The organism is Nonomuraea angiospora, assembly GCF_014873145.1.
Taxonomy (GTDB): Bacteria; Actinomycetota; Actinomycetes; order Streptosporangiales; family Streptosporangiaceae; genus Nonomuraea; species Nonomuraea angiospora.
On sequence record NZ_JADBEK010000001.1, the window covers coordinates 12,722,075 to 12,741,202 of the forward strand.

The following is a 19,128-nucleotide window of genomic DNA, read 5'->3' on the forward strand; positions in this document are numbered from 1 at the left end:
CCGCCTTCAGGATCGGGGATCGGACAGAGCCGGAGGAAGCGGTCAAGCCTCGGCATCTGTGGGTGCGGCGTAAGAAGTTCTTATGCTGCCGGGGAGGTCGTCCTCCAGCCGGGCCGCGGCCAGCCGCAGGGAGCACACGGCGCCGGTCACGGCCGGGTTGGCGCTGGCGGTCCGGTGTACGGCGGCGATGCGCCGGCGGGCCTCGACGCCGTCGAGCCTGGTCGCGACCACGCCCTCGCCGGGCAGGTGCGCCAGCGCCGGGACGAGCGCCACGCCGAGACCGGAGCGCACGAACCCGTGGATCACGCCGTAGTCGTTGCTGCGGTAGTCGACCTGCGGTTCGTAGCCCGCCCGCGCGCACAGCCGGCGCAGGCAGGAGGCCCCGGAGGTGCCCTTCCTGGTGGACACCCACGTCTCGTGCTTGAGGTCGTCGAGCGCGACCGCCCCTGCGGTGGCCAGCGAGTGCCCCCCGGGCAGCAGGAGCAGCAGCTCCTCCGCCAGCAGCGGGAGCTCCCGCAGGTCGCGCGGCCAGGCGCGGGGCACCAGGTCGTAGCGGTAGACCAGGGCCAGGTCGAGCTCGCCCGCCCGGACCAGCGGGATCAGCTCGTCGGGCTCCCCCTCGTCGAGCAGGGTCTCCACCGCCGGATGCGTCTGCGCGTACGCGGCCAGGGCGATCGGCAGCAGCCGCTGGCTCGCGGTGGGGAAGCTGCCCAGCCGCAGCCGCCCGATCGTCCCCTCGGACATGCCGCGGACGTCCTCCTCCAGCGCGTCCAGCGCGGCCAGCGCCTCGTACGCCCGCAGCACCAGATACCGGGCGGCCGGCGTCGGCGTGATCGTCTGGGCGCCGCGCTCGAACAGCGGCATCCTGACCGCCCGCTCCAGCGCCGCGATCTGCTGCGAGACCGCGGACCCCGTGTAGCCGAGCCGCCGGGCCGCGGCGGCGAACGAGCCCGCGTTCAGCACGGCGGTCAGCGTCCGCAGGTGGAGCGGGTTGAGCATAAGCAGACCTTACGGCAGCCGGTCGGCGAGGAGCTGGGCCAGGTGGGTGCCCCGCCGGGCCGACAGATCGGCGATCTGGGTGCGGCAGGAGAACCCGTCGGCGAGCACCGCCGTCCCCGGCGCGGCCTCCCGGATCGCCGGGAGCAACTGGTGCTCGGCCACCGCCACGGACACGTCGTAGTGCCCCTTCTCGACGCCGAAGTTGCCCGCCAGCCCGCAGCACCCGCCCAGCCGGCTCACCTGGGCGCCCGCCTCCCGCAGCAGCCGCAGGTCCTGCTCCCAGCCCATGACGGCGTGGTGGTGGCAGTGCGGCTGGGCCACCACCGTCACCCCGTCGAGCGCGGGCGGCCGCCAGCCGGGCGTGCCGGACAGCAGCTCGGCCAGCGTGCGGGTCATGCGCGCCACCGGCCCGGCCACCGCCTCGTCCAGGAGCTCCAGCGCGTCCGAGCGCAGCACCGCCGTGCACGACGGCTCCATCCCCACGATCGGCACGCCCTGCCCGGCGGCCTCGGCCAGCTCGGCGACCGTGCGGCCCAGGATGGCCCGGGCCGCGTCCAGCTGGCCGGTGGAGATCCACGTGAGGGCGCAGCACTGGCGGCGCTCGCTGATCCGCGGCCGGTAGCCGGCGGCCTCCAGCACCTTCACGGTCGCCCGGCCGATCTCCGGCGCGAAATGGTCGGTGAAGGTGTCGACGAACAACATCACCGGCCTGCCCTCCTCCTCCCTCCGCCCGCCGTCCGTCGACCCCCGCCTGCCCTTCGCCGGCCGCCGCCGCTCGAACCAGGCCCGGAACGTCTCCGGCGCGAACTCCGGGAGCCCGCGCCGCCGGTCCACCCCGGCCAGCGCCGGCAGCCCCGGCACCCGCATGAGCGCGTTCGCCGCCCGCGGCATCCTGCTCGCCAGCCGCGCCCAGCGCGGCAGCCGCCCCAGGGAGTAGTGCGTGAGCGGGCGGACACGGCCCTTGTAGGTCTGGTGGAGCACCTCGGACTTGTACGCGGCCATGTCGATCCCCGTCGGGCAGTCCGAGGCGCAGCCCTTGCAGGACAGGCAGAGGTCGAGCGCCTCGTGGACCTCGGGCGAGCGCCAGCCGCCGGTGACGTCCGAGCCGTTGATCATCTCCTGGAGCACCCGGGCGCGGCCCCGGGTGGAGTCCTTCTCCTCCCTGGTGGCCAGGTAGGAGGGGCACATCACCCCGCCGGCCGCGGTGTTGTCGGCCCGGCACTTGCCCACGCCCGTGCAGCGGTGCACGGCCTGCCCGAAGTCGCCGCCGTCGTGGCGGTAGGCCAGCGCCAGGCCCGCGCGCACCGGGCGGGCGGCCGGGACGCGCAGGTCGGCGTCGAGGGGGCGGGGCCGTACGAGCACGCCGGGGTTGAGCACGTCGCCCGGGTCGAAGATCGCCTTGACCCCGGCGAACAGGTCGATCGCCGCCGGCGAGTACATGAGCGGCAGCAGCTCGCTCCGGGCGCGGCCGTCGCCGTGCTCGCCGGACAGCGAGCCGCCGTAGCCGGCGACCAGCGTGGCCGCGGTCACCAGGAAGTCCCTGAACCGCTCGCGCCCGCCCGGCCGGTCCAGCGGCACGTCGAGCCGGATGTGCAGGCAGCCGTCGCCGAAGTGCCCGTACGGCAGGCCGGTCAGGCCGTGCCCGGCCAGCAGCGCCTCGAAGTCGCGCAGGTAGCGGCCCAGCATCTCGGGCGGCACGGCGGCGTCCTCCCAGCCCGCGTGCGCCGGCCGCCCGGCGGGGCTGCGCCCCGACAGGCCCGCGCCGTCCTCACGGATGCGCCAGAGCGCCGCGGCCTCGGCCGGGTCGGTGACGATCAGGGCGTCCTCGCCGCCGGCCGCCACCCGGGTGGCCCGCTCCAGCACCTCGGCCCGGTCGTCGCCCGCGACCTCGACGAACAGCCAGGCGGCGCCGCGCGGCAGCGGCGGCACCGCGCCGGGGCCCCGCCTCAGGCGCACCACGTCGACGATGCGCGCGTCGATGCCCTCGCAGGCCGTCGGCCGGTGCTCCAGCACCGCCGGCGCGGCGTCCCCGGCGGCGGCGATGTCGGAGTAGCCGAGCACGACCAGGGCGCGGTGCGCCGGATCGGTCACCAGCCGCACCGTCGCCTCCGTGAGCACCGCCAGCGTGCCCTCGCTGCCCACCAGCAGGCGGGCCACGTCGAACCCCCGCTCCGGCAGCAGGTGCTCCAGCGCGTATCCCGACATCTGCCGCCCGAACCGGCCGAACTCGGTCCTGATCGTGGCCAGGTCGGCCATCACCAGGTCCCGCAACGCGGCCGGGATGCCCTGAGCGGGCAGGCCCGGCGCGGCGGAGGCACCCGGGGTGGGCAGGCTCATGGCGGCGGGAGCGCCCTGGCCGGGCAGGCCCAGTGCGGTGGGGGCGGCCTGCGCGGGCAGGTCCAGCGCGGTCCCGTCGCCGGCCACGGCCTTGAGACCGGCGACGTTGTCGGACGTGCGCCCGTAGCCGAGCGTCCTGGAGCCGCAGGCGTTGTTGCCGATCATGCCGCCGATCGTGCAGCGGGTGTGGGTGGACGGGTCGGGGCCGAACCTCAGCCCGTACGGGGCCGCCGCCCGCTGCAGGGCCGCCTGGACCACGCCCGGCTGCACCACCGCCGTGCGGGCCTCGGGGTCGACCCGCAGCACCTGGTTCAGGTGGCGGCTGAAGTCCAGCACCAGACCGGGGCCGACGGCGTTCCCGGCGACCGACGTGCCGCCGCCGCGCGCGGTGAGGGGGATCTCGTGGCGCGCGCACAGCTCGACCGCCGTCGCCACGTCCTCGGCGGATCTGGGCCGGGCCACCAGCAGCGGCGGCACCCGGTAGAGGGAGGCGTCGGAGGAGTGGAGGGCCCGCGACGTGGAGTCGTCCAGCACGTCGGTGATCCCGCGGCGGCGGAGGTCGGTCGCTAGAGCGGCTGCGCGGTCCATGAGTAGCATGCTACATGCGACTCATGTAGCATGCTACTCGCTTCCGGCGGCGAGGAGGGAAGGCACGATGGTCGACGCGACCGCACTCCGGGCGGCTTTCGCCCGGCGCCTGTCAGCGATGTACGGCACCGAGGTCCCCGCGTACAACACGCTCGTCGACGTCGCGCAGGAGGTGAACCGCGAGGTGCTGGCCCGGATGGGCGCCGGCGCCGAGCGCCTCGGCTCCATCGGCCGCGTCACCGCCGAGCGGCACGGCGCGATCCGCGTCGGCACCCCGGCCGAGCTGGCGCAGGTCGCGCGGATCTTCGGCGCGATGGGCATGTACCCCGTCGGCTACTACGACCTGCGAGAGGCGGCCAGCAGCTCCGTGCCCGTCGTCTCCACGGCCTTCCGCCCCGTGGACGAGGCCGAGCTGGCCGCCAACCCCTTCCGCGTGTTCACCTCCATGCTGGTGACGGGCGACCGGCGCTTCTTCGGCGCGGACCTGGAGCGCCGGCTCGGCGAGTTCCTGGGTGCGCGCCGGCTGTTCCCGCCGCGCCTGCTCGACCTGGCCGACCGCGCCGAGGCCGAGGGCGGCCTGGACGAGGAGGCGGCCGAGGAGTTCCTGACGCTCGCCACGCGGGCGTTCGAGCTGTCCGCGGAGCCGGTCTCCCGCAGCTGGTACGCCGAGCTCGAACGCGTGTCCGCCGTGGCCGCCGACATCGGCGGCGTGGCCTCCACGCACGTCAACCACCTGACTCCGCGCGTGCTCGACATCGACGCCCTCTACGCCCGCATGAGCGAGCGTGGCATCACCATGATCGACGCCATCCAGGGGCCGCCCCGCTGGGACGGCCCCGACCTCCTGCTGCGCCAGACCTCCTTCCGCGCGCTGGCCGAGCCGCGGCTGTTCAGGGAGGACGACGGCCGGGTCGTCCAGGACGACCTGCGGGTGCGGTTCGGGGAGGTGGAGGCGCGCGGCATCGCCGTGACGCCCGCCGGCCGCGCGCTCTACGACGAGCTGTCGGCCGAGCTGGACGCGGCGCTCGCCGGGCAGCAGGTCACCGCGGAGGAGCGCAACGCCGCCGGGGCCAAGCTGTGGGCGGACCGGGTGCCGCGCGGCGAGGCAGAGCTGGTCGCGGGCGATCTCGCGTACTTCACCTTCCACGTCCTCGACGCCCGCCCCGGCGGCGCCGCGCCCGCCGACCTCGCGACGCTCCTGGCGGGCGGGTGGGTCGGCGCCCGGCCCATCGTGTACGAGGACTTCCTGCCGCGCTCGGCCGCCGGCATCTTCCAGTCCAACCTGACCTCCGACGGCGCCAAGGACGTGACGGCGGCGGGCGCGGACTTCGGCCCCGAGGCGCTGGCCGGGGTGCTCGGACGCCCGCTGCACGACCCCTATGAGCTGTACGCGTCGATCCGGGCGGCGTCGCTGGCCCGCGTCCGCGACGAGCTCGGCCTGGCCACGGAGATCACCCTGCCCTCGGCCCGTTAGCCCGGCTGCGGCTCTTCGACGATGGACGCCCACAACGCGTCCACGTCGACCGGCTCGCCCTGGGCCCTGGCCGCCTGGCGGGCCAGGATGAGGCCGGTGTTGGTCAGGTGGGCCCGCATCGCCCGCACCGCGCCTTCGGCGTCCGCCGCCGCGACGGCCGCCACGATCGGCTCGTGCTCCTCGTGCACCTGCCGCAGCGTGCGGGAGCGGTCGTCCGTGGACGTGCCGAGGATGCGCATGGTGTCGCGCAGCCCGCCCACGATCGCGCGGGCCCTGCCGTTGCCCGCCGCGACCAGAAGGCGGTCGTGCAGCGCCTGGTCGAGCTGGAAGAACAGCGCCTCGTCGCCCGCCTCGACCGCCGCCGCCATCTCCTCCATGGTCGCCCGCAGCGCCGCGCCGAGCCCGGCGGCGTCGCCCCCGGCGGCCCGCCGCACGGCGGGCAGCTCCAGCGCCAGCCGCACCCCGAAGATCTCGACGATCTCGCGGGGGTGCGGCAGTACGACGCGGAACCCGCGGTTGCGCTCGACCTGCACCAGCCCCGCCTCGGCCAGGCGCAGCATCGCCTCGCGGACCGGGCTCCTGGAGACGTTGAGCTGCTCGGCCACCTGGTAGACGGAGTAGAGCCGGCCGGGGACCATCGCGCCCGTGTGCACCGCCCGGCGCACCTCGGAGATCACCTGCTCGGCCAGCGACCGGCCCGCGTGCGGCAACGGCTGCAGCTTCAGCTCGGCGTGTTCGCGGGTCGGCGGCATGTCGGCATGTTACCCGTACGGGACCGGCGGCGATCATGCGCAGCCCGGCGGGCGTTTCAGCGCCGTTTCAGTGCCGCTTCAGCCGCCGCTGCCAGGGTTGGGGCCGGAGGAAGAGCGTTTCGGGCGCCGGCGGCCGCATGGGGGGGTGGTCGCCGGCGCCGAGACCGGCGGGCGGGAGGCGTTCGTGATGGCCGCGGTCACCGTGCTCCGGCGCGGGTCACGTGGCTCCGTGGTCCCGTTCGGTGGGTAGGTCGCGGGGCTCCGGCCCCCGGTCGGTGGGGAGGTCGCGGGGCTCCGGCCCCCGGTAGGCGGGGAGCAGCGGGGGCGGTATGGGGCCTTTGATGCGGCGGCCCTCCCCGTGCTCCTCCCACGCGTGCGCCAGGACCCCGACCGCGCGTGACAGGACGAACAGGCCCCTGCCCAGCTCGGGCGCGAAGCCGAGCTCGCTGTAGACGATGGCGGTGGCGCCGTCGACGTTCATCGGCACCGGCGCCAGCTGCCGCTCGATCTCCAGCCCGATCCGCAGGTACGCGCCCTCGACGACGCCGTCGCGGACCGCGTCCTCGACCGCCCGCAGGAGCGGGTCGCGGCGGGGATCGCGCGGGTGGAAGCGGTGGCCGAACCCGGGGAAGTACCGCTTGGCACCCCGATACCCGGCCAGCACCCCCGAGACCACCTCCACCAGCTCGGTCCCCGCCACGCCGGTCCCCGCCACGCCGGTCCCCGCCACGCCGGTCCCCGCCACGCCGGTCCCCGCCACGCCGGTCCCCGCCACGCCGGTCCCCGCCACGCCGGTCCCCGCCACGCCGGTCCCCGCCACGCCGGTCCCCGCCACGCCGGTCTCCGTCGGGTCGGCCCCCGCCAAGCCAGTTCCCGCCAGGCCACTTCCCGCCAGGCCGGTTCCCGTTGGGTCGACCCCTGCCGGGGCTGGGGCGGCTCGCTCTCGGATGTCGGCGAGCACCGCCATGCACTCCTGGCCCGCGCCGCCGTGCACGTCCCCGAGCAGCCCGACGCCCGTGGCCACGGCGGTGTTGAGACCGACGCCGCAGGTGGCGGCCATGCGGGCGGCGGCGATCGAGGGCGCCTGCGGCCCGTGGTCGACCCCGGACACCAGCGCGGCCTCGAACAGCGCGGACTGGCCGGGAGAGGGCACCTCGCCGCGCAGCATCAGCCAGATCGTGTCGGCGAACGACAGCCGGCCGATGAGCTGCTCGACGGGATAGCCGTGCAGCCGGATGACGCCGGGGGAGATGTCGGATATGGCGGTGGCCCACCATCCGGTCACCTGCTCTGTCGTCGTGCTCATATGGCTCCTTCCTGGTGCAGGCGGGCGATGTCGGCGTCGGAGTAGCCGAGGGTGCGCAGCACCGCGTGGGTGTGCTCGCCGAGCCTCGGCGGCGGGCCGGTGGGGGCCAGCGGGCGGCCGTCCACGTGGGCGGCACCGCCCAGCAGTACGAGCTCGCCGCCCCCGGAGGCGGGGGAGGGCAGGCGGTGCAGCAGGCCGCGGTGCTCGACCTGCGGCGAGCGCAGCGCCTGCGGGACGGTGACCACCGGCGCCGCGGGTACGCCGGTCGGCAGCAGGATCTCGTCCCACTCGGCCGCCGGCCTGGTCTTGAGCGTCTTCTCCAGCTCCTCGCGCAGGGCGTCGCGGTGGATCTTGCGGTCGTCCCTGGTGCGGAAGCGGGGGTCGCTCATGAGCTCCGGCCGGCCCAGCACCCGGCAGAGGGTCTCGAACTGCTCCTGCTTGTTGGCGGCGATGTTGAGCTGGCCGTCGGCGGTCTCGAAGGTGCCCGACGGCGCCGACGTACGGTTCTCGTTGGCCATGGCCACCGGCTCCCGCCCGGCGACGAGGTAGTCGGAGACCACCCAGCCCATCCCCGTGAGCGCGGCGTCCAGCATGGACACGTCCAGGTGGGCGCCCTGGCCGGTGCGGAGCTTGCGGTGCAGGGCGGCGGCCACGGCGAAGGCGGCGGTGATGCCCCCGGCGCTGTCGCACACCGGGTAGCCCACCCGCACGGGCGCGGTGTCGGGGGTGCCGGTGACGCTCATGATGCCCGCCAGGCCCTGGATCACCTGGTCGTAGGCGGGGCGCTCGCGCATGGGCCCGGTGGCGCCGAAGCCGGACAGCGCGCAGTAGACCAGGCCGGGGTTGATCTCGCGCAGCCGTTCCCAGCCGAAGCCGAGCTTGTCCAGCACGCCGGGGCGGAAGTTCTCCAGCAGCACGTCCGCCTCGCCCAGCAGCCTGGTGAAGACCTCGCGGCCGGAGGCGTGCTTGAGGTTGACCGTGACCGAGCGCTTGCCCGCGTTCTGCGCCAGGAAGGAGACGCCGAGGTTCTCGCCGCTGAGGCGGGGGTCGGCGCCGAGCTGGCGGGCCAGGTCTCCGGTGCCGGGGATCTCCAGCTTGATCACGTCGGCGCCCATGAGGGCGAGCTGGTAGCCGGCGTACGGGCCGGACAGGACGTTCGTCATGTCGAGCACGCGTACGCCGTCGAGCAGCCGCGGTGATGAGTTGTCGGTCATCGAACCCCTGTCCGTACCGCTATGTGGTCCAAAAATACCGTACAGCGGTTCAGGCTGACGTGTCGACGATCCGGCCGCATGCTTGACACGCCCAGGTGACGGCCATAGCGTCGCCATTGAATTGGATGGCTCCGTCCAAAAAGCGATCGCCTCCGGGGGAGCGTGATGCGAGCTCAAGCCGCGGTCCTGCGCGACCCGGGCAAGCCGTTCACCGTCGAGGACGTCTCGCTCGCCGCGCCCGGCCCCGGCGAGGCGCTGGTCCGCGTGGCGGGCGTGGGCATGTGCCACACCGACGTGCTGTTCCGGGGGCTGGCGGAGCTGCCGATGCCGATGGTCTTCGGGCACGAGGGGTCGGGCGTCGTCGAGGCGGTCGGCCCCGGGGTGACCCGCGTGGCGCCCGGCGACCACGTCGTGATGAGCTACGACTCCTGCGGCTGGTGCGGGCGGTGCGTGACCGGCGCGGCCTCGTACTGCGACGAGTTCATGGCGCGCAACCTCAGCGGGGTGCGCGCGGACGGGTCGGCCGGGGCCACCGGGACCGGCGGCGAGCCGGTCGCGGCCCGCTGGTTCGGCCAGTCCTCCTTCGCCACCCACGCCGTCGCCACCGAGCGCAACCTGGTCGCCGTCGACAGGTCGCTGCCGCTGGAGCTGCTCGGACCGCTGGGCTGCGGCCTGCAGACCGGGGCGGGCTCGGTGCTCATCGCCCTCAACGTCCGCCCGGCCGAGGCCATCGCCGTGTTCGGCGCCGGGGCGGTCGGCCTCGCGGCGGTCATGGCCGCCAAGGTCGCGGGCGCCGGCGAGATCGTCGCGGTGGACCTGCACGCCTCGAGGCGCGAGCTGGCCCTGGAGCTCGGCGCGACCCGGGCGCTCGACGGCGCCGACCCCGGCCTGGCGGGCGCCGTCGGCGAGGTGGACCACTCCTTCGACACCACCGGCGTGCCCGAGGTGATCCGCACCGCGATCACCGTGCTGCGCCCCGGCGGGACGTGCGGCCTGGTCGGCGCGGGCGGCGGCGAGGTCACGCTGCGGCCGGCCGCGCTCGCCGGGCGCACCGTCCGCTTCATCCTGGAGGGCGACGCCGTGCCCCAGCAGTTCATCCCGATGCTGATCGGGCTGTGGCGGCAGGGCCGCTTCCCCTTCGACCGGCTGATCCGCACGTACCCGCTGGGCGGCATCAACGACGCCGAACGCGACTCGGCGAGCGGCGCCACGGTCAAGCCCGTCCTGCTGCCGGCCTCATGACGGCCTCGGCGTCGAAAATGGACGGCTACACCGAGCCCCGAGTCCTGGTAAGGAGTGAGTCATGAACATGACCATCGAGCAGGCGGGGCTCATGCTGGCCGACCCCCTCGCCTACGCCGACGAGCCGCGGCTGCACCAGGCGCTCACCCTGCTGCGCCGGGAGGCCCCGGTCCATCTCGTGGAGGCGCCCGAGTACACGCCCTTCTACGCCGTCACCCGGCACGCCGACATCATGCAGGTCGAGCGCGACAACGCCCTCTGGCTCAGCGCGCCACGCCCGGTCCTGGGCAAGAAGGTGTTCGAGGAGCACGCCAGGCAGCAGGCGGCGCAGGGCGTCCAGTTGAAGACGCTCGTCCACATGGACGACCCCGACCACCGCGTGGTCCGGGCGATCGGCGCCGACTGGTTCCGCCCCAAGGCCATGCGCGCCATGGAGAGCCGGATCCAGGAGCTCGCCCGCCGCTACGTGGACCGGCTGGCCGACTACGGCGGCGAATGCGACTTCGCCACCCAGGTCGCGGTGCACTACCCGCTGTACGTGATCCTCTCCCTGCTCGGGCTGCCCGAGTCCGACTTCCCCCGCATGCTCAAGCTCACCCAGGAGCTGTTCGGCGGCGCGGACGCGGAGACCAGGCGCGGAGACACCGCCGAGGACCAGTTCGCGGTGCTGCTCGACTTCTTCGCCTACTTCCAGCAGCTCACCGCCGCCCGCCGCGCCCACCCCACCGAGGACCTGGCCTCCGCCATCGCCAACGCCCAGGTGGACGGCAAGCCGCTCAACGACATGGAGACGGCCTCCTACTACGTCATCATCGCCTCCGCCGGCCACGACACCACCAGCTCCACCGTCGCCGGCGGCCTGCACGCCCTCATCGAACACCCCGGCCAGCTGGCCCGGCTGCGCGAGGACCCCGGCCTGCTGCCGCTGGCGGTCGACGAGATGATCCGCTGGGTCACCCCGGTCAAGGAGTTCATGCGCACGGCCTCGGCCGACACCACCCTCAACGGCGTGGACATCAGGGCGGGCGAGTCGGTGCTGCTGTCGTACCCGTCGGCCAACCGCGACGAGGAGGTGTTCACCGACCCGTTCACCTTCGACGCCGGCCGCGACCCCAACCGCCACCTGGCCTTCGGGTTCGGCGTGCACTACTGCCTCGGCGCGGCCCTGGCCCGCATGGAGCTGAAGGCGCTGTTCGCCGAGCTGCTGCCGCGCCTGGAGAGCGTTGAGCTCGCCGGCCGGCCCGAATGGACCGCCACGACCTTCGTCGGCGGCATCAAGCACCTGCCCATCCGGTACAAACTCCGCCGCTGATCACATGTCGCCGGACCTCAGGAAGGCGGGCTGGGCCCGGCGCCACTCCGGGGCGTCCAGCGCGTCGAGCGCCGCGACGATCCGTTTCTCCTCGTAGACGAAGTGCGTCTCCATCAGCGCGGCGAGGCTGTCCAGCTCGCCGCGCACCCGGACCGGGTCGTGGCCCCGGCCGAGCCCGTCGAGGAGCGCCTGCAACCGCCGCAGGGAGTCCTCCACCAGCCGGTGGTCGCGGCGCAGCTCCTCCAGCACGGGGCGCAGCTCGGGGAAGCTCCGGGCGAGCGCGGGGAAGGCCACGCCGTCCTCGCCGGTGTGGTGCCGCTCCAGCGCGGAGCAGAAGGTCAGGCAGTGGGTACGCAGCTCGCGGGGGAGCGCGCCGCCCGCGAGATGGGCCTCGACGTCCTCGCGCAGCGCGTCGAGCTGCTCGCGGAGCCAGAGGTGCACGTCGATCAACTGATTGCCGAACGCCGTCAGGCGCCCGTCGGGTGTCTCCATGGTGATCCCATGTTCCGGCGCCTCCATGCCCTCGGCGATCTCCTTGCCGGGTGCACCGCGACGCTGACAGCGAACCCCATCATCCTTCCGGCGATCGGTCAAATAGGGTGAAGAATCGTGGACCCCGGGACTCCTGACCGCCGAAGCGCCGCAAGATACCTGTGGTGGCTGGTCAGGAGCCAGCCCGGCCGCATCGCCGCCGGCGCGTTGCTGGGCTCCGCCTGGACGGTCTGCCTGACGCTGCCGCCGTACTTCCTGGCCCGCGCCATCGACGACGGCCTGGCCCCGGGGGACAGGCCCGCGCTGGCCGGCTGGACCGCCGCCGTGCTCGGCGTCGGGGCGCTGAACGCCTGGCTGGCCATCATGCGCCACCGCACGATGACCAGGGTCCGGATGGACGCCGCGTTCCGCACCGTACAGGTGGTGGTGCTGCACGCGACGCGGCTGGGCGCGGCGCTCCCGCGCAAGGTCACGGCCGGGGAGGTGGTGACGATCGGGTTCGGCGACGCCGCCGTGATCGCCCACGCGCTGACCATCACCGGCCCCGGCGTCGGCGCGGTGCTCGCCTACGTCGTCGTGGCCGGGCTGCTGCTGGCCGTCTCGCCGCTGCTGGCCGCGGTGGTGCTGGTGGGTGTGCCGTTGCTGGTCGTGCTGGTCGGGCCGCTGCTGGGACGGCTGCGCGGCGCCGAGACGGCATACCGGCTGCGGCAGGGCGAGCTCGCCGCCCGGTTCGGGGACATCGCGGGAGGGCTGCGGGTCCTGAACGGCATCGGCGGCAAGGACGTGTACGCCGAGCGTTACCGGCGCGGGTCCCAGGAGCTGCGGGAGAAGGGCTACCAGGTGGGCGCGGTCACGAGCTGGATCCACGCGCTGGGGGTCGGCCTGCCCACGGTGTTCCTCGGCGCCGTGACGTGGGTGGCGGCCCGGATGGCCGCGCAGGGCGACATCACCACCGGCGAGCTGGTCGCGGTGTACGGCTACGCCGGCGTCCTGGTGGTGCCGGTCACGTCCCTGATCGAGTGCGGCTACGGCCTCAGCCGAGGTCTCGTGGCCGCCCGCCGGGTCATCCACTTCCTCACCCTCGAACCGGACGCCACCGGCGGCGACGCCGACCCGCCCGCGCCGCCCGCGGCGCTGCGCGACCCGGCCTCGGGCGTCGAGATCGCCCCGGGCAGGCTGACCGCGCTGGTCAGCGCCCGCCCGGGCGACTCGGCCGCGGTGCTCGACCGGCTGGGCGGGTTCACCGCGTCCGCCGTGACCTGGGGCGGGATCCGGCTCGACACCATCGACCCGGTACGGGTCCGCGAGCGGATCCTGCTGGCCGACAACGAGGCGGACCTGTTCGCCGGCACGCTGCGGGACGTCGTCGCCGGCAGGCACGACCCCGGCGACGAGGCCATGGGCCGGGCGGTCCACGCGGCCATGGCCGAGGACGTCGTCCGGGGGCTGCCCGACGGGCTGGACTCCGCCGTCGACCCCCAGGCCCGCAACCTGTCCGGCGGGCAGCGCCAGCGCGTCCGCCTGGCCCGGGCCCTGCTGGCCGACCCCGAGATCCTGCTGGCGGCCGAGCCCACCTCCGCCGTGGACGCCCACACCGAGGCGACCATCGCCGCCCGCCTGCGCGAGGCGCGAAGGGGCCGCGCCACGGTGGTCACGACGACCTCGCCTCTGCTGCTGGACCGGGCGGACACGGTGTACTACCTCGTGGACGGCTCGGTAGCGGCGGCCGGCGACCATCGCGACCTGCTGCGCGAGCACCCCGGCTACCGCCTGCTGGTGTCACGCGACGACGAGCCCAGCACACCGCCCGAGCGGGCCGCCCGATGACCGGATCCCCACCCGCCACCTCGCCCGAGAGGGCCGCGACAACTGGATCCCCACCCGCCACCTCGCCCGAGAGGGCCGCGACAACTGGATCCCCGCCCGGCTCCTCGCCCGAGGGGGCCGTCCGATGACCCGATCCGTTCCCGCCACCTCGCCCGACGGGGCCGCGATGCCCGGGGTCCTGCCCGTCGCCGAGCCGGCCCGGGTGCGGCGGGCGGCGTCGCGCCTGATCCGCCTGGACGGCCGCGCCTTCGCGGGCATGATCGCCCTCAACGCCCTGGCCGCCGTCGCGGGACTCGCCGGGCCGTGGCTGCTCGGCCGGATCATCGACGCGGTCAAGTCCGGCGCAGGGGCCGCCGCCGTGGACCGGCTGGCCCCGGCCATCCTGGCCGCCGCCCTGCTCCAGCTCGTCCTGTCCCGCTACGCGGGCCTCGTCGGCCACCGCTTCGGCGAGCGCACGCTGGCCCGCATCCGTGAGCGGTTCACCGAGCGCGCCCTCGACCTGCCCGTCTCGGTGGTCGAGCGGGCCGGCACGGGCGACCTGACCACCCGGGGGACGACCGACGTGGCCGCGCTCGGCGCCACGCTGCGCGACGCCGGTCCCGACGTCCTCATCGCCGCGGTCCAGGCGGCGTTCATCCTGGCCGCGGTGTTCGTGCTCGATCCGCTCCTGGGCGCCTGCGGGGTGCTCGGCCTGCTGGGCATCTGGTTGGCCGCCCGCTGGTATCTGCGCCGCGCGGTCCCGGCGTACCTGGCCGAGGGCGCGGCCAACTCCGCGCTCGCCGAGCAGCTCGCCGCCACCACCGCCGGCGCCCGCACCGTCGCGGCGCTCCGCCTCGAACACCGCCGCATCGCGGCCTGCCAGGCGGCGATCGGCGAGTGCCGCCGGACCCGCGTCCGGACCCTGTTCCTGCGCAGCGTCCTCTTCCCCGTCGTGGACGTCTCGTACGCGATCCCGGTCGCCGGCGTGCTGCTGGTCGGCGGCTTCACGGCGAACGGCTCCATGACCCTCGGAACGGTCGTCGCCGCCGCCCTCTACCTGCGCCAGCTCGGCCAGCCCCTGGACACGATCCTCCTGCACCTGGAGGGCATGCAGAGCAGCGGCGCCTCGTTCGCCAGGGTCGAGGGGCTGGCCCTGGTCCCGCGCCCGGCCCCGGCCGCCGGGCCGGAGCCCGTACCGGACGGCGACCGGCTCGTGGCCGCCGGCGTGCGTTACGCCTACGACGGCGGCCCCGACGTCCTGCGCGGGGTGGACCTGACCGTGCGTCCCGGCGAGTGCCTGGCGATCGTCGGGCCCTCGGGCGCGGGCAAGACCACGCTGGGCAGGCTGCTGGCGGGCGTGGACGCCCCGCGCACGGGCACCGTCACCGTGGGCGGCGTCCCGGTCGCCGCCCTGGACCCCGTCCGCCTGCGCGAACGCGTCGTCCTGGTCACCCAGGAACACCACGTGTTCCTCGGCACCGTACGCGACAACCTGCGCATCGCCGCCCCTTCCGCCACCGACGCCGAGCTGCGCGCGGCCCTCGCCACCGTCGGCGCCGACTGGATCGACGACCTCCCGGACGGCCTCGGCACCGATCTGGGCCCCGGGGGCCACCGGCCCGACGGCGCGCAGGCCCAGCAGCTGGCCCTGGCCCGCGTCGTGCTGGCCGATCCCCACACGCTGATCCTCGACGAGGCCACCGCGCTCCTGGATCCGAGGACCGCCCGCCACACCGAGCGCGCCCTGGCCGCCGTGCTCGACGGTCGTACCGTCATCGCCATCGCCCACCGCCTCCAGACGGCCCACGACGCCGACCGGGTGGCGGTCATGCAGGACGGCCGCCTCACCGAGCTCGGCACGCACCACGACCTGGTCGCGGCCGGCGGCACGTACGCCGAGCTCTGGCGCTCGTGGCACGGCGAGTGAACGCTCAGTGCCCCTGGTGGTACTGGTGCGTCACCGCGTGGCCCTTGCCCCGTGAGATGAGCCACTTGTTCACCGGCGTCGTCAGCACGAAGGCCACCAGCAAAGAACCGGCCAGCGCCGTCCAGAACAGCCAGTTCGACAGGCCCGCGTCCATGGCGCCGGGCACGATCAGCATCACTCCGTTGTCCAGGATCTCCATCATCGCGATGGAGATGGTGTCGGCGGCCAGCGCCACCCTCAGCGCGGTACGGAAGTCGACACCGGCCCGCAGCACGCCCCGCATGGTCAGCGCGTAGCCGAACACGAAGGCCAGCGCCACGGACAACACCACGGTGGCCAGGTTGGACAGGCCGGCGGCGGTGCCGATGACCATGCCCAGCACCTCGCCGATGGCGCAACCGGTCAGGCAGTGCAGGGTCGCCTGCGCGGCCATTCCCCACGTGGCCGCGGGCGGGGCCTCATGGTGGGCATGGTGGTGCTCGCCGTGGTCCATACGATGCTCCTTAGTAGAGGGGAGAAACATTGTAGGGGTATGGGGTATATCGACCGCTGGGGGCGGGTGCCGGCGTGGATAAGCTTGCAGCTCATCGCCGACATGTCCCGCTTGATCCGTAGCCGAGGAGAACCTTGAGCCCTACCCAGCCGCCCGGCGCCCACCGCCTCCTGGCAGCCCCGCTCGCCGGAGGCGTCCGGTGACCGGCGCGCAGCTGATCGAGCGCGTACGCGGGCTGGCCGCGTCCGGCGAGCGCGTCGTGGTGGGCATCGCGGGCTGCCCGGGCGCGGGCAAGTCCACGCTGGCCGGCTGGCTGGCCGAGCACCTCACCTCCGCCGGGCTGCCGGCGGTATGGGTGCCGATGGACGGCTTCCACCTGGCCGACGTCGAGCTCGAACGCCTCGGGCGGCTGCGCCGCAAGGGCGCCATGGACACCTTCGACGCCCACGGCTACCTGGCGCTGCTCCACCGCCTGCGCGCCGAGACCGGCACCGTCGTCTACGCCCCGTCCTTCGACCGCGAGATCGAACAGCCGATCGCCGGCGCCATCCCGGTGCCGCCGGCCGCGCGGGTCGTGGTCAGCGAGGGCAACTACCTCCTCGCCGACGACGGCGCGTGGCGGCGGGTGCGGGGGGCCATGACCGAGGTCTGGTACGCCGAGATCGACGACCGCCTCCGCCTGGACCGCCTCACCAGGCGGCACGTCCAGTTCGGCAAGACCCCCTCCCAGGCCGCCCGCTGGGTGGCCGAGGTCGACGAGCCCAACGCCGCCGCCATCCGCACCACCCGCGACCGCGCCGACCTCCTGATCAACCCCGACACCCTCTCCCCGTCCCCCCGCCCCTGACCCGCCCGCAGCCCCGGAGCGCCCGGCCGGGCGCTGTCCGCGGTGCGCCGACCCCCGCCGCCCCCTCCACCCCCCTCAGAGCTCGCCGAGGCGGCGGGTGAGGAAGCGGCGCTCGGCCTCCGTCGTGGCCAGCTCGAGGGCCCTGCGGTACGCGGCCCGCGCCCCCGCGGTGTCGTCCAGGCGTCGCAGCAGCTCGGCCCGGGTGGAGTGGAAGTACCGGTAGCCGTCGAGGCCGAGCCCGTCCACGATCGCCAGCGCCGCCCGCGGACCCTCGACCTCGGCGACCGCCACCGCGCGGTTGAGCTCGACCACGGCCGAGCCCGTCAGCTCCCGCAGCCGGTCATAGAGCGCGGCGACGGCCGGCCAGTCGATCGGCTCCTCGGTCTGCAGCGCCGCGATGGCCGCCTGCACCACGTAGGCGCCGCGGGCACCGCGCGCGAGGGCGCGGTCGAGCAGCGCCTGACCCTCCTCGATCCGGCCGGTATCCCACAGGTCGCGGTCCTGCTCGTGCAGCAGGACGATCTCGCCGTCGCGGACCCGGGCGGCGCGCCGCGAGTCGTGCAGCAGCATCAGCGCCAGCAGCCCGGCGGCCTCGGGCTCGCCGGGCGCCAGCTCGACCAGGATCCGGGTCAACCGGACGGCCTCGGCCGCCAGGTCGGCGCGGCCGTCGCCGTACCCCTGGTTGAAGATGAGGTAGAGCACGGAGAGCACCGCCTCCAGGCGGGCCGGCAGCAGGTGCTCCCGGGGGATCCCGAACGGGATGCCGGCGGCCCGGATCTTGTCGCGCGCCCGGGTGAGCCGCCGCTTCATCGTCTCCTCGCTCACCAGGAACGCGCGGGCGATCTCCGGGGTGGACAGGCCGCCCAGGGCCCGCAGGGTGAGCGCGACCTGGGCCTCGTCCGCCAGCGCCGGATGGCAGCACAGGAAGAACAGTTCGAGCCGTTCGTCGGGGAGCGCCGACTCGTCCATCGTCACCTCCTCGCCCGGCTCCGGCCGGTCCAGCAGGCGGAGCTTGTCCGCATGCGTACGGTCCCGGCGGAGGCGGTCGATCGCCCGGTGCCGCCCGGTCACCACGAGCCAGGCCCCCGGATTGTCCGGGACCCCGTCGCGGGCCCAGCGCTCGGCCGCGACGGCGAACGCCTCCTGCGCGGCCTCCTCCGCCACGTCGACGTCGCCGGTGTAGCTCACCAGGGCGGCGAACACGCGGGCCCACTGGTCGCGGAAGATCTCCTCGAGCACCGGCTACCGCTCCACCAGCGGCCGCACCTCCACCGACCCGCCGAGGCGGGCGGCGGGGACGCGGGCGGCCAGCTCCAGCGCGTCGTCGAGGTCCTCCGCCTCGACGATGTAGAACCCGCCGAAGATCTCCTTGGTGTCGGCGAACGGCCCGTCGGTCATCAGCGTCCGGCCGCCCTGGATCCGGACGGTGGTCGCGGTCTCGGCCGGCTGGAGCCGCTCGCCCCCGATCATGCGCTCGTCCTTCATCAGCGCGACGTACTCGGCGGTGATGGCGGCGCGCTCGTCGGCGGTCAGCCCGTCGTACGCTCCGGGCCGCTCGTTGATCAGCAGTGCGTATCTCACGGTGGTCTCCTTCACGCCGCCGTGTCGCGGCCGTAGACGAGGCGGACGGCCTGACCCACGCGTTCGGCTGACTCGAGAGCCAGGCCGATGGGCTGGTCGAACAGTCGGCGGCCCCGGCCCAGCACGGTCGGGAACACCAGCAGCCGATACTGGTCGACCAGGTCGTGCGCCCGCAGCGCGGCGACGACGCTGCCGCTGCCGGCGACCACGATATCCCGTTCCCGCCTGAGCCCGGCCACCTCCTCGATCAGGTCGCCGCGCAGGAGGGAGGAGTTGCTCCACGCCTCGACATCGGCCGGCGATCGCGAGGCGACGAGCTTGGGGATGGCGTTCATCTTCCGCGAGAACTCGTCGTCCCTGCCGGGCCAGATGCGGGAGAAGCGCTGCCAGGTGGCGCGGCCCAGCAGCATGGCGCCGGTGTCCAGCAGCTCGCCGAGCGCGAACTTGTCGCCGGCCACCGACTCGGGCCCGTACCGGAAGGCCCAGCCTCCCCACGGCGTCCCGTCCGCCCCGTCGGGGTCCTCGACGACCATGTCGAGGGAGACGAACTCGATGACGATCAGCTTGCCCATGACCTTGAACCTTCCTCGTAGCCGGTTGCTCGGCAGGAGGACGGACGGGGCGGGCACCGGGGGACAGGGCATCGATGTGACCCTCGTCACACCGGAGCGGCCTTTACCCGGGAGCGGCTGCCCCCATGTTTAAGCAGACGGTAACGTGTCAACTACTGTGCGTATAAGATGCCTGGTTGGACGGTC

At 74.5% G+C, this 19,128-nt stretch carries 16 protein-coding genes; 6 read left to right on the plus strand and 10 right to left on the minus strand.

Annotation, left to right across the window (positions count from 1 at the left end; genetic code table 11):
- Positions 1-42: 42 nt before the first annotated feature.
- Together H4W80_RS58320 and H4W80_RS58325 are read right to left on the minus strand one after the other, a co-directional pair.
- Entirely contained in the window at positions 43-999 is a 957-nt protein-coding gene (locus H4W80_RS58320) for a LysR family transcriptional regulator (RefSeq protein ID WP_192792882.1), read from the minus strand.
- 9 nt (positions 1,000-1,008) lie between these two features.
- Positions 1,009-3,924: an FAD-binding and (Fe-S)-binding domain-containing protein gene (locus tag H4W80_RS58325; RefSeq protein ID WP_225964280.1), complete on the minus strand. Its 2,916-nt coding sequence runs from the start codon at positions 3,922-3,924 to the stop codon at positions 1,009-1,011.
- A gap of 67 nt (positions 3,925-3,991) precedes the next feature.
- On the opposite strand from H4W80_RS58325, the gene hglS reads away from it, so the two are divergent.
- Positions 3,992-5,398 (plus strand): 2-oxoadipate dioxygenase/decarboxylase, encoded by a 1,407-nt coding sequence (gene hglS / locus H4W80_RS58330; RefSeq protein WP_192792884.1) that lies wholly within the window; start codon positions 3,992-3,994, stop codon positions 5,396-5,398.
- On the opposite strand, the gene H4W80_RS58335 is transcribed toward hglS, so the two are convergent.
- From H4W80_RS58335 to H4W80_RS58345, 3 genes are all read right to left on the minus strand, one after another.
- Complete coding sequence (locus H4W80_RS58335; protein ID WP_192792885.1) at positions 5,395-6,150, minus strand: GntR family transcriptional regulator; 756 nt, start codon at positions 6,148-6,150, stop codon at positions 5,395-5,397. The genes hglS and H4W80_RS58335 overlap by 4 nt on opposite strands.
- A gap of 217 nt (positions 6,151-6,367) precedes the next feature.
- Positions 6,368-7,456 carry a citrate/2-methylcitrate synthase gene (locus H4W80_RS58340; protein ID WP_192792886.1) on the minus strand — a complete coding sequence of 363 codons (1,089 nt, stop codon included), beginning with the start codon at positions 7,454-7,456 and terminating at the stop codon, positions 6,368-6,370.
- The gene (locus tag H4W80_RS58345; protein WP_192792887.1) at positions 7,453-8,670 is read right to left on the minus strand and encodes a CaiB/BaiF CoA transferase family protein; all 1,218 of its coding nucleotides are present in this window, start codon (positions 8,668-8,670) and stop codon (positions 7,453-7,455) included. Before H4W80_RS58345 ends, H4W80_RS58340 begins: the two co-directional genes overlap by 4 nt.
- A 165-nt stretch (positions 8,671-8,835) precedes the next feature.
- Between H4W80_RS58345 and H4W80_RS58350 the strand changes: the two genes are divergently transcribed.
- Positions 8,836-9,912: an NAD(P)-dependent alcohol dehydrogenase gene (locus H4W80_RS58350; protein WP_192792888.1), complete on the plus strand. Its 1,077-nt coding sequence runs from the start codon at positions 8,836-8,838 to the stop codon at positions 9,910-9,912.
- A 61-nt stretch (positions 9,913-9,973) separates the two neighbouring features.
- Complete coding sequence (locus tag H4W80_RS58355; protein WP_192792889.1) at positions 9,974-11,224, plus strand: cytochrome P450; 1,251 nt, start codon at positions 9,974-9,976, stop codon at positions 11,222-11,224.
- On the opposite strand, the gene H4W80_RS58360 is transcribed toward H4W80_RS58355, so the two are convergent.
- On the minus strand, positions 11,225-11,743 hold the full coding sequence (locus tag H4W80_RS58360; RefSeq protein WP_225964281.1) for a hemerythrin domain-containing protein: 519 nt from the start codon (positions 11,741-11,743) through the stop codon (positions 11,225-11,227).
- Positions 11,744-11,833: 90 nt separating this feature from the next.
- On the opposite strand from H4W80_RS58360, the gene H4W80_RS58365 reads away from it, so the two are divergent.
- Together H4W80_RS58365 and H4W80_RS58370 are read left to right on the plus strand one after the other, a co-directional pair.
- Positions 11,834-13,543 carry an ABC transporter ATP-binding protein gene (locus H4W80_RS58365; RefSeq protein WP_318787570.1) on the plus strand — a complete coding sequence of 570 codons (1,710 nt, stop codon included), beginning with the start codon at positions 11,834-11,836 and terminating at the stop codon, positions 13,541-13,543.
- Positions 13,544-13,667: 124 nt separating this feature from the next.
- Positions 13,668-15,449, plus strand: coding sequence for an ABC transporter ATP-binding protein (locus H4W80_RS58370; protein ID WP_225964282.1), 1,782 nt, complete (start codon positions 13,668-13,670; stop codon positions 15,447-15,449).
- Between the two features lie 4 nt (positions 15,450-15,453).
- Here H4W80_RS58370 and H4W80_RS58375 read toward each other — a convergent pair whose 3' ends face one another.
- Positions 15,454-15,942: a DUF4396 domain-containing protein gene (locus tag H4W80_RS58375; RefSeq protein WP_192792890.1), complete on the minus strand. Its 489-nt coding sequence runs from the start codon at positions 15,940-15,942 to the stop codon at positions 15,454-15,456.
- Between the two features lie 199 nt (positions 15,943-16,141).
- Here H4W80_RS58375 and H4W80_RS58380 point away from each other — a divergent pair, with 199 nt between their 5' ends.
- Positions 16,142-16,789, plus strand: a complete 648-nt coding sequence (locus H4W80_RS58380) for a nucleoside/nucleotide kinase family protein (RefSeq protein ID WP_192792891.1) — start codon at positions 16,142-16,144, stop codon at positions 16,787-16,789.
- A gap of 75 nt (positions 16,790-16,864) precedes the next feature.
- Here the strand turns inward: H4W80_RS58380 and H4W80_RS58385 are convergent, their stop codons facing one another.
- Genes H4W80_RS58385 through H4W80_RS58395 form a run of 3 tightly spaced genes read right to left on the minus strand, consistent with a single transcriptional unit; the run spans position 16,865 to position 19,014 of the window.
- Complete coding sequence (locus H4W80_RS58385) at positions 16,865-18,028, minus strand: RNA polymerase sigma factor (protein WP_192792892.1); 1,164 nt, start codon at positions 18,026-18,028, stop codon at positions 16,865-16,867.
- Positions 18,029-18,031: 3 nt separating this feature from the next.
- Positions 18,032-18,370, minus strand: a complete 339-nt coding sequence (locus H4W80_RS58390; protein WP_192792893.1) for a YciI family protein — start codon at positions 18,368-18,370, stop codon at positions 18,032-18,034.
- A gap of 11 nt (positions 18,371-18,381) precedes the next feature.
- Positions 18,382-19,014, minus strand: a complete 633-nt coding sequence (locus H4W80_RS58395; RefSeq protein WP_225964283.1) for a dihydrofolate reductase family protein — start codon at positions 19,012-19,014, stop codon at positions 18,382-18,384.
- Between the last annotated feature and the right edge of the window lie 114 nt (positions 19,015-19,128).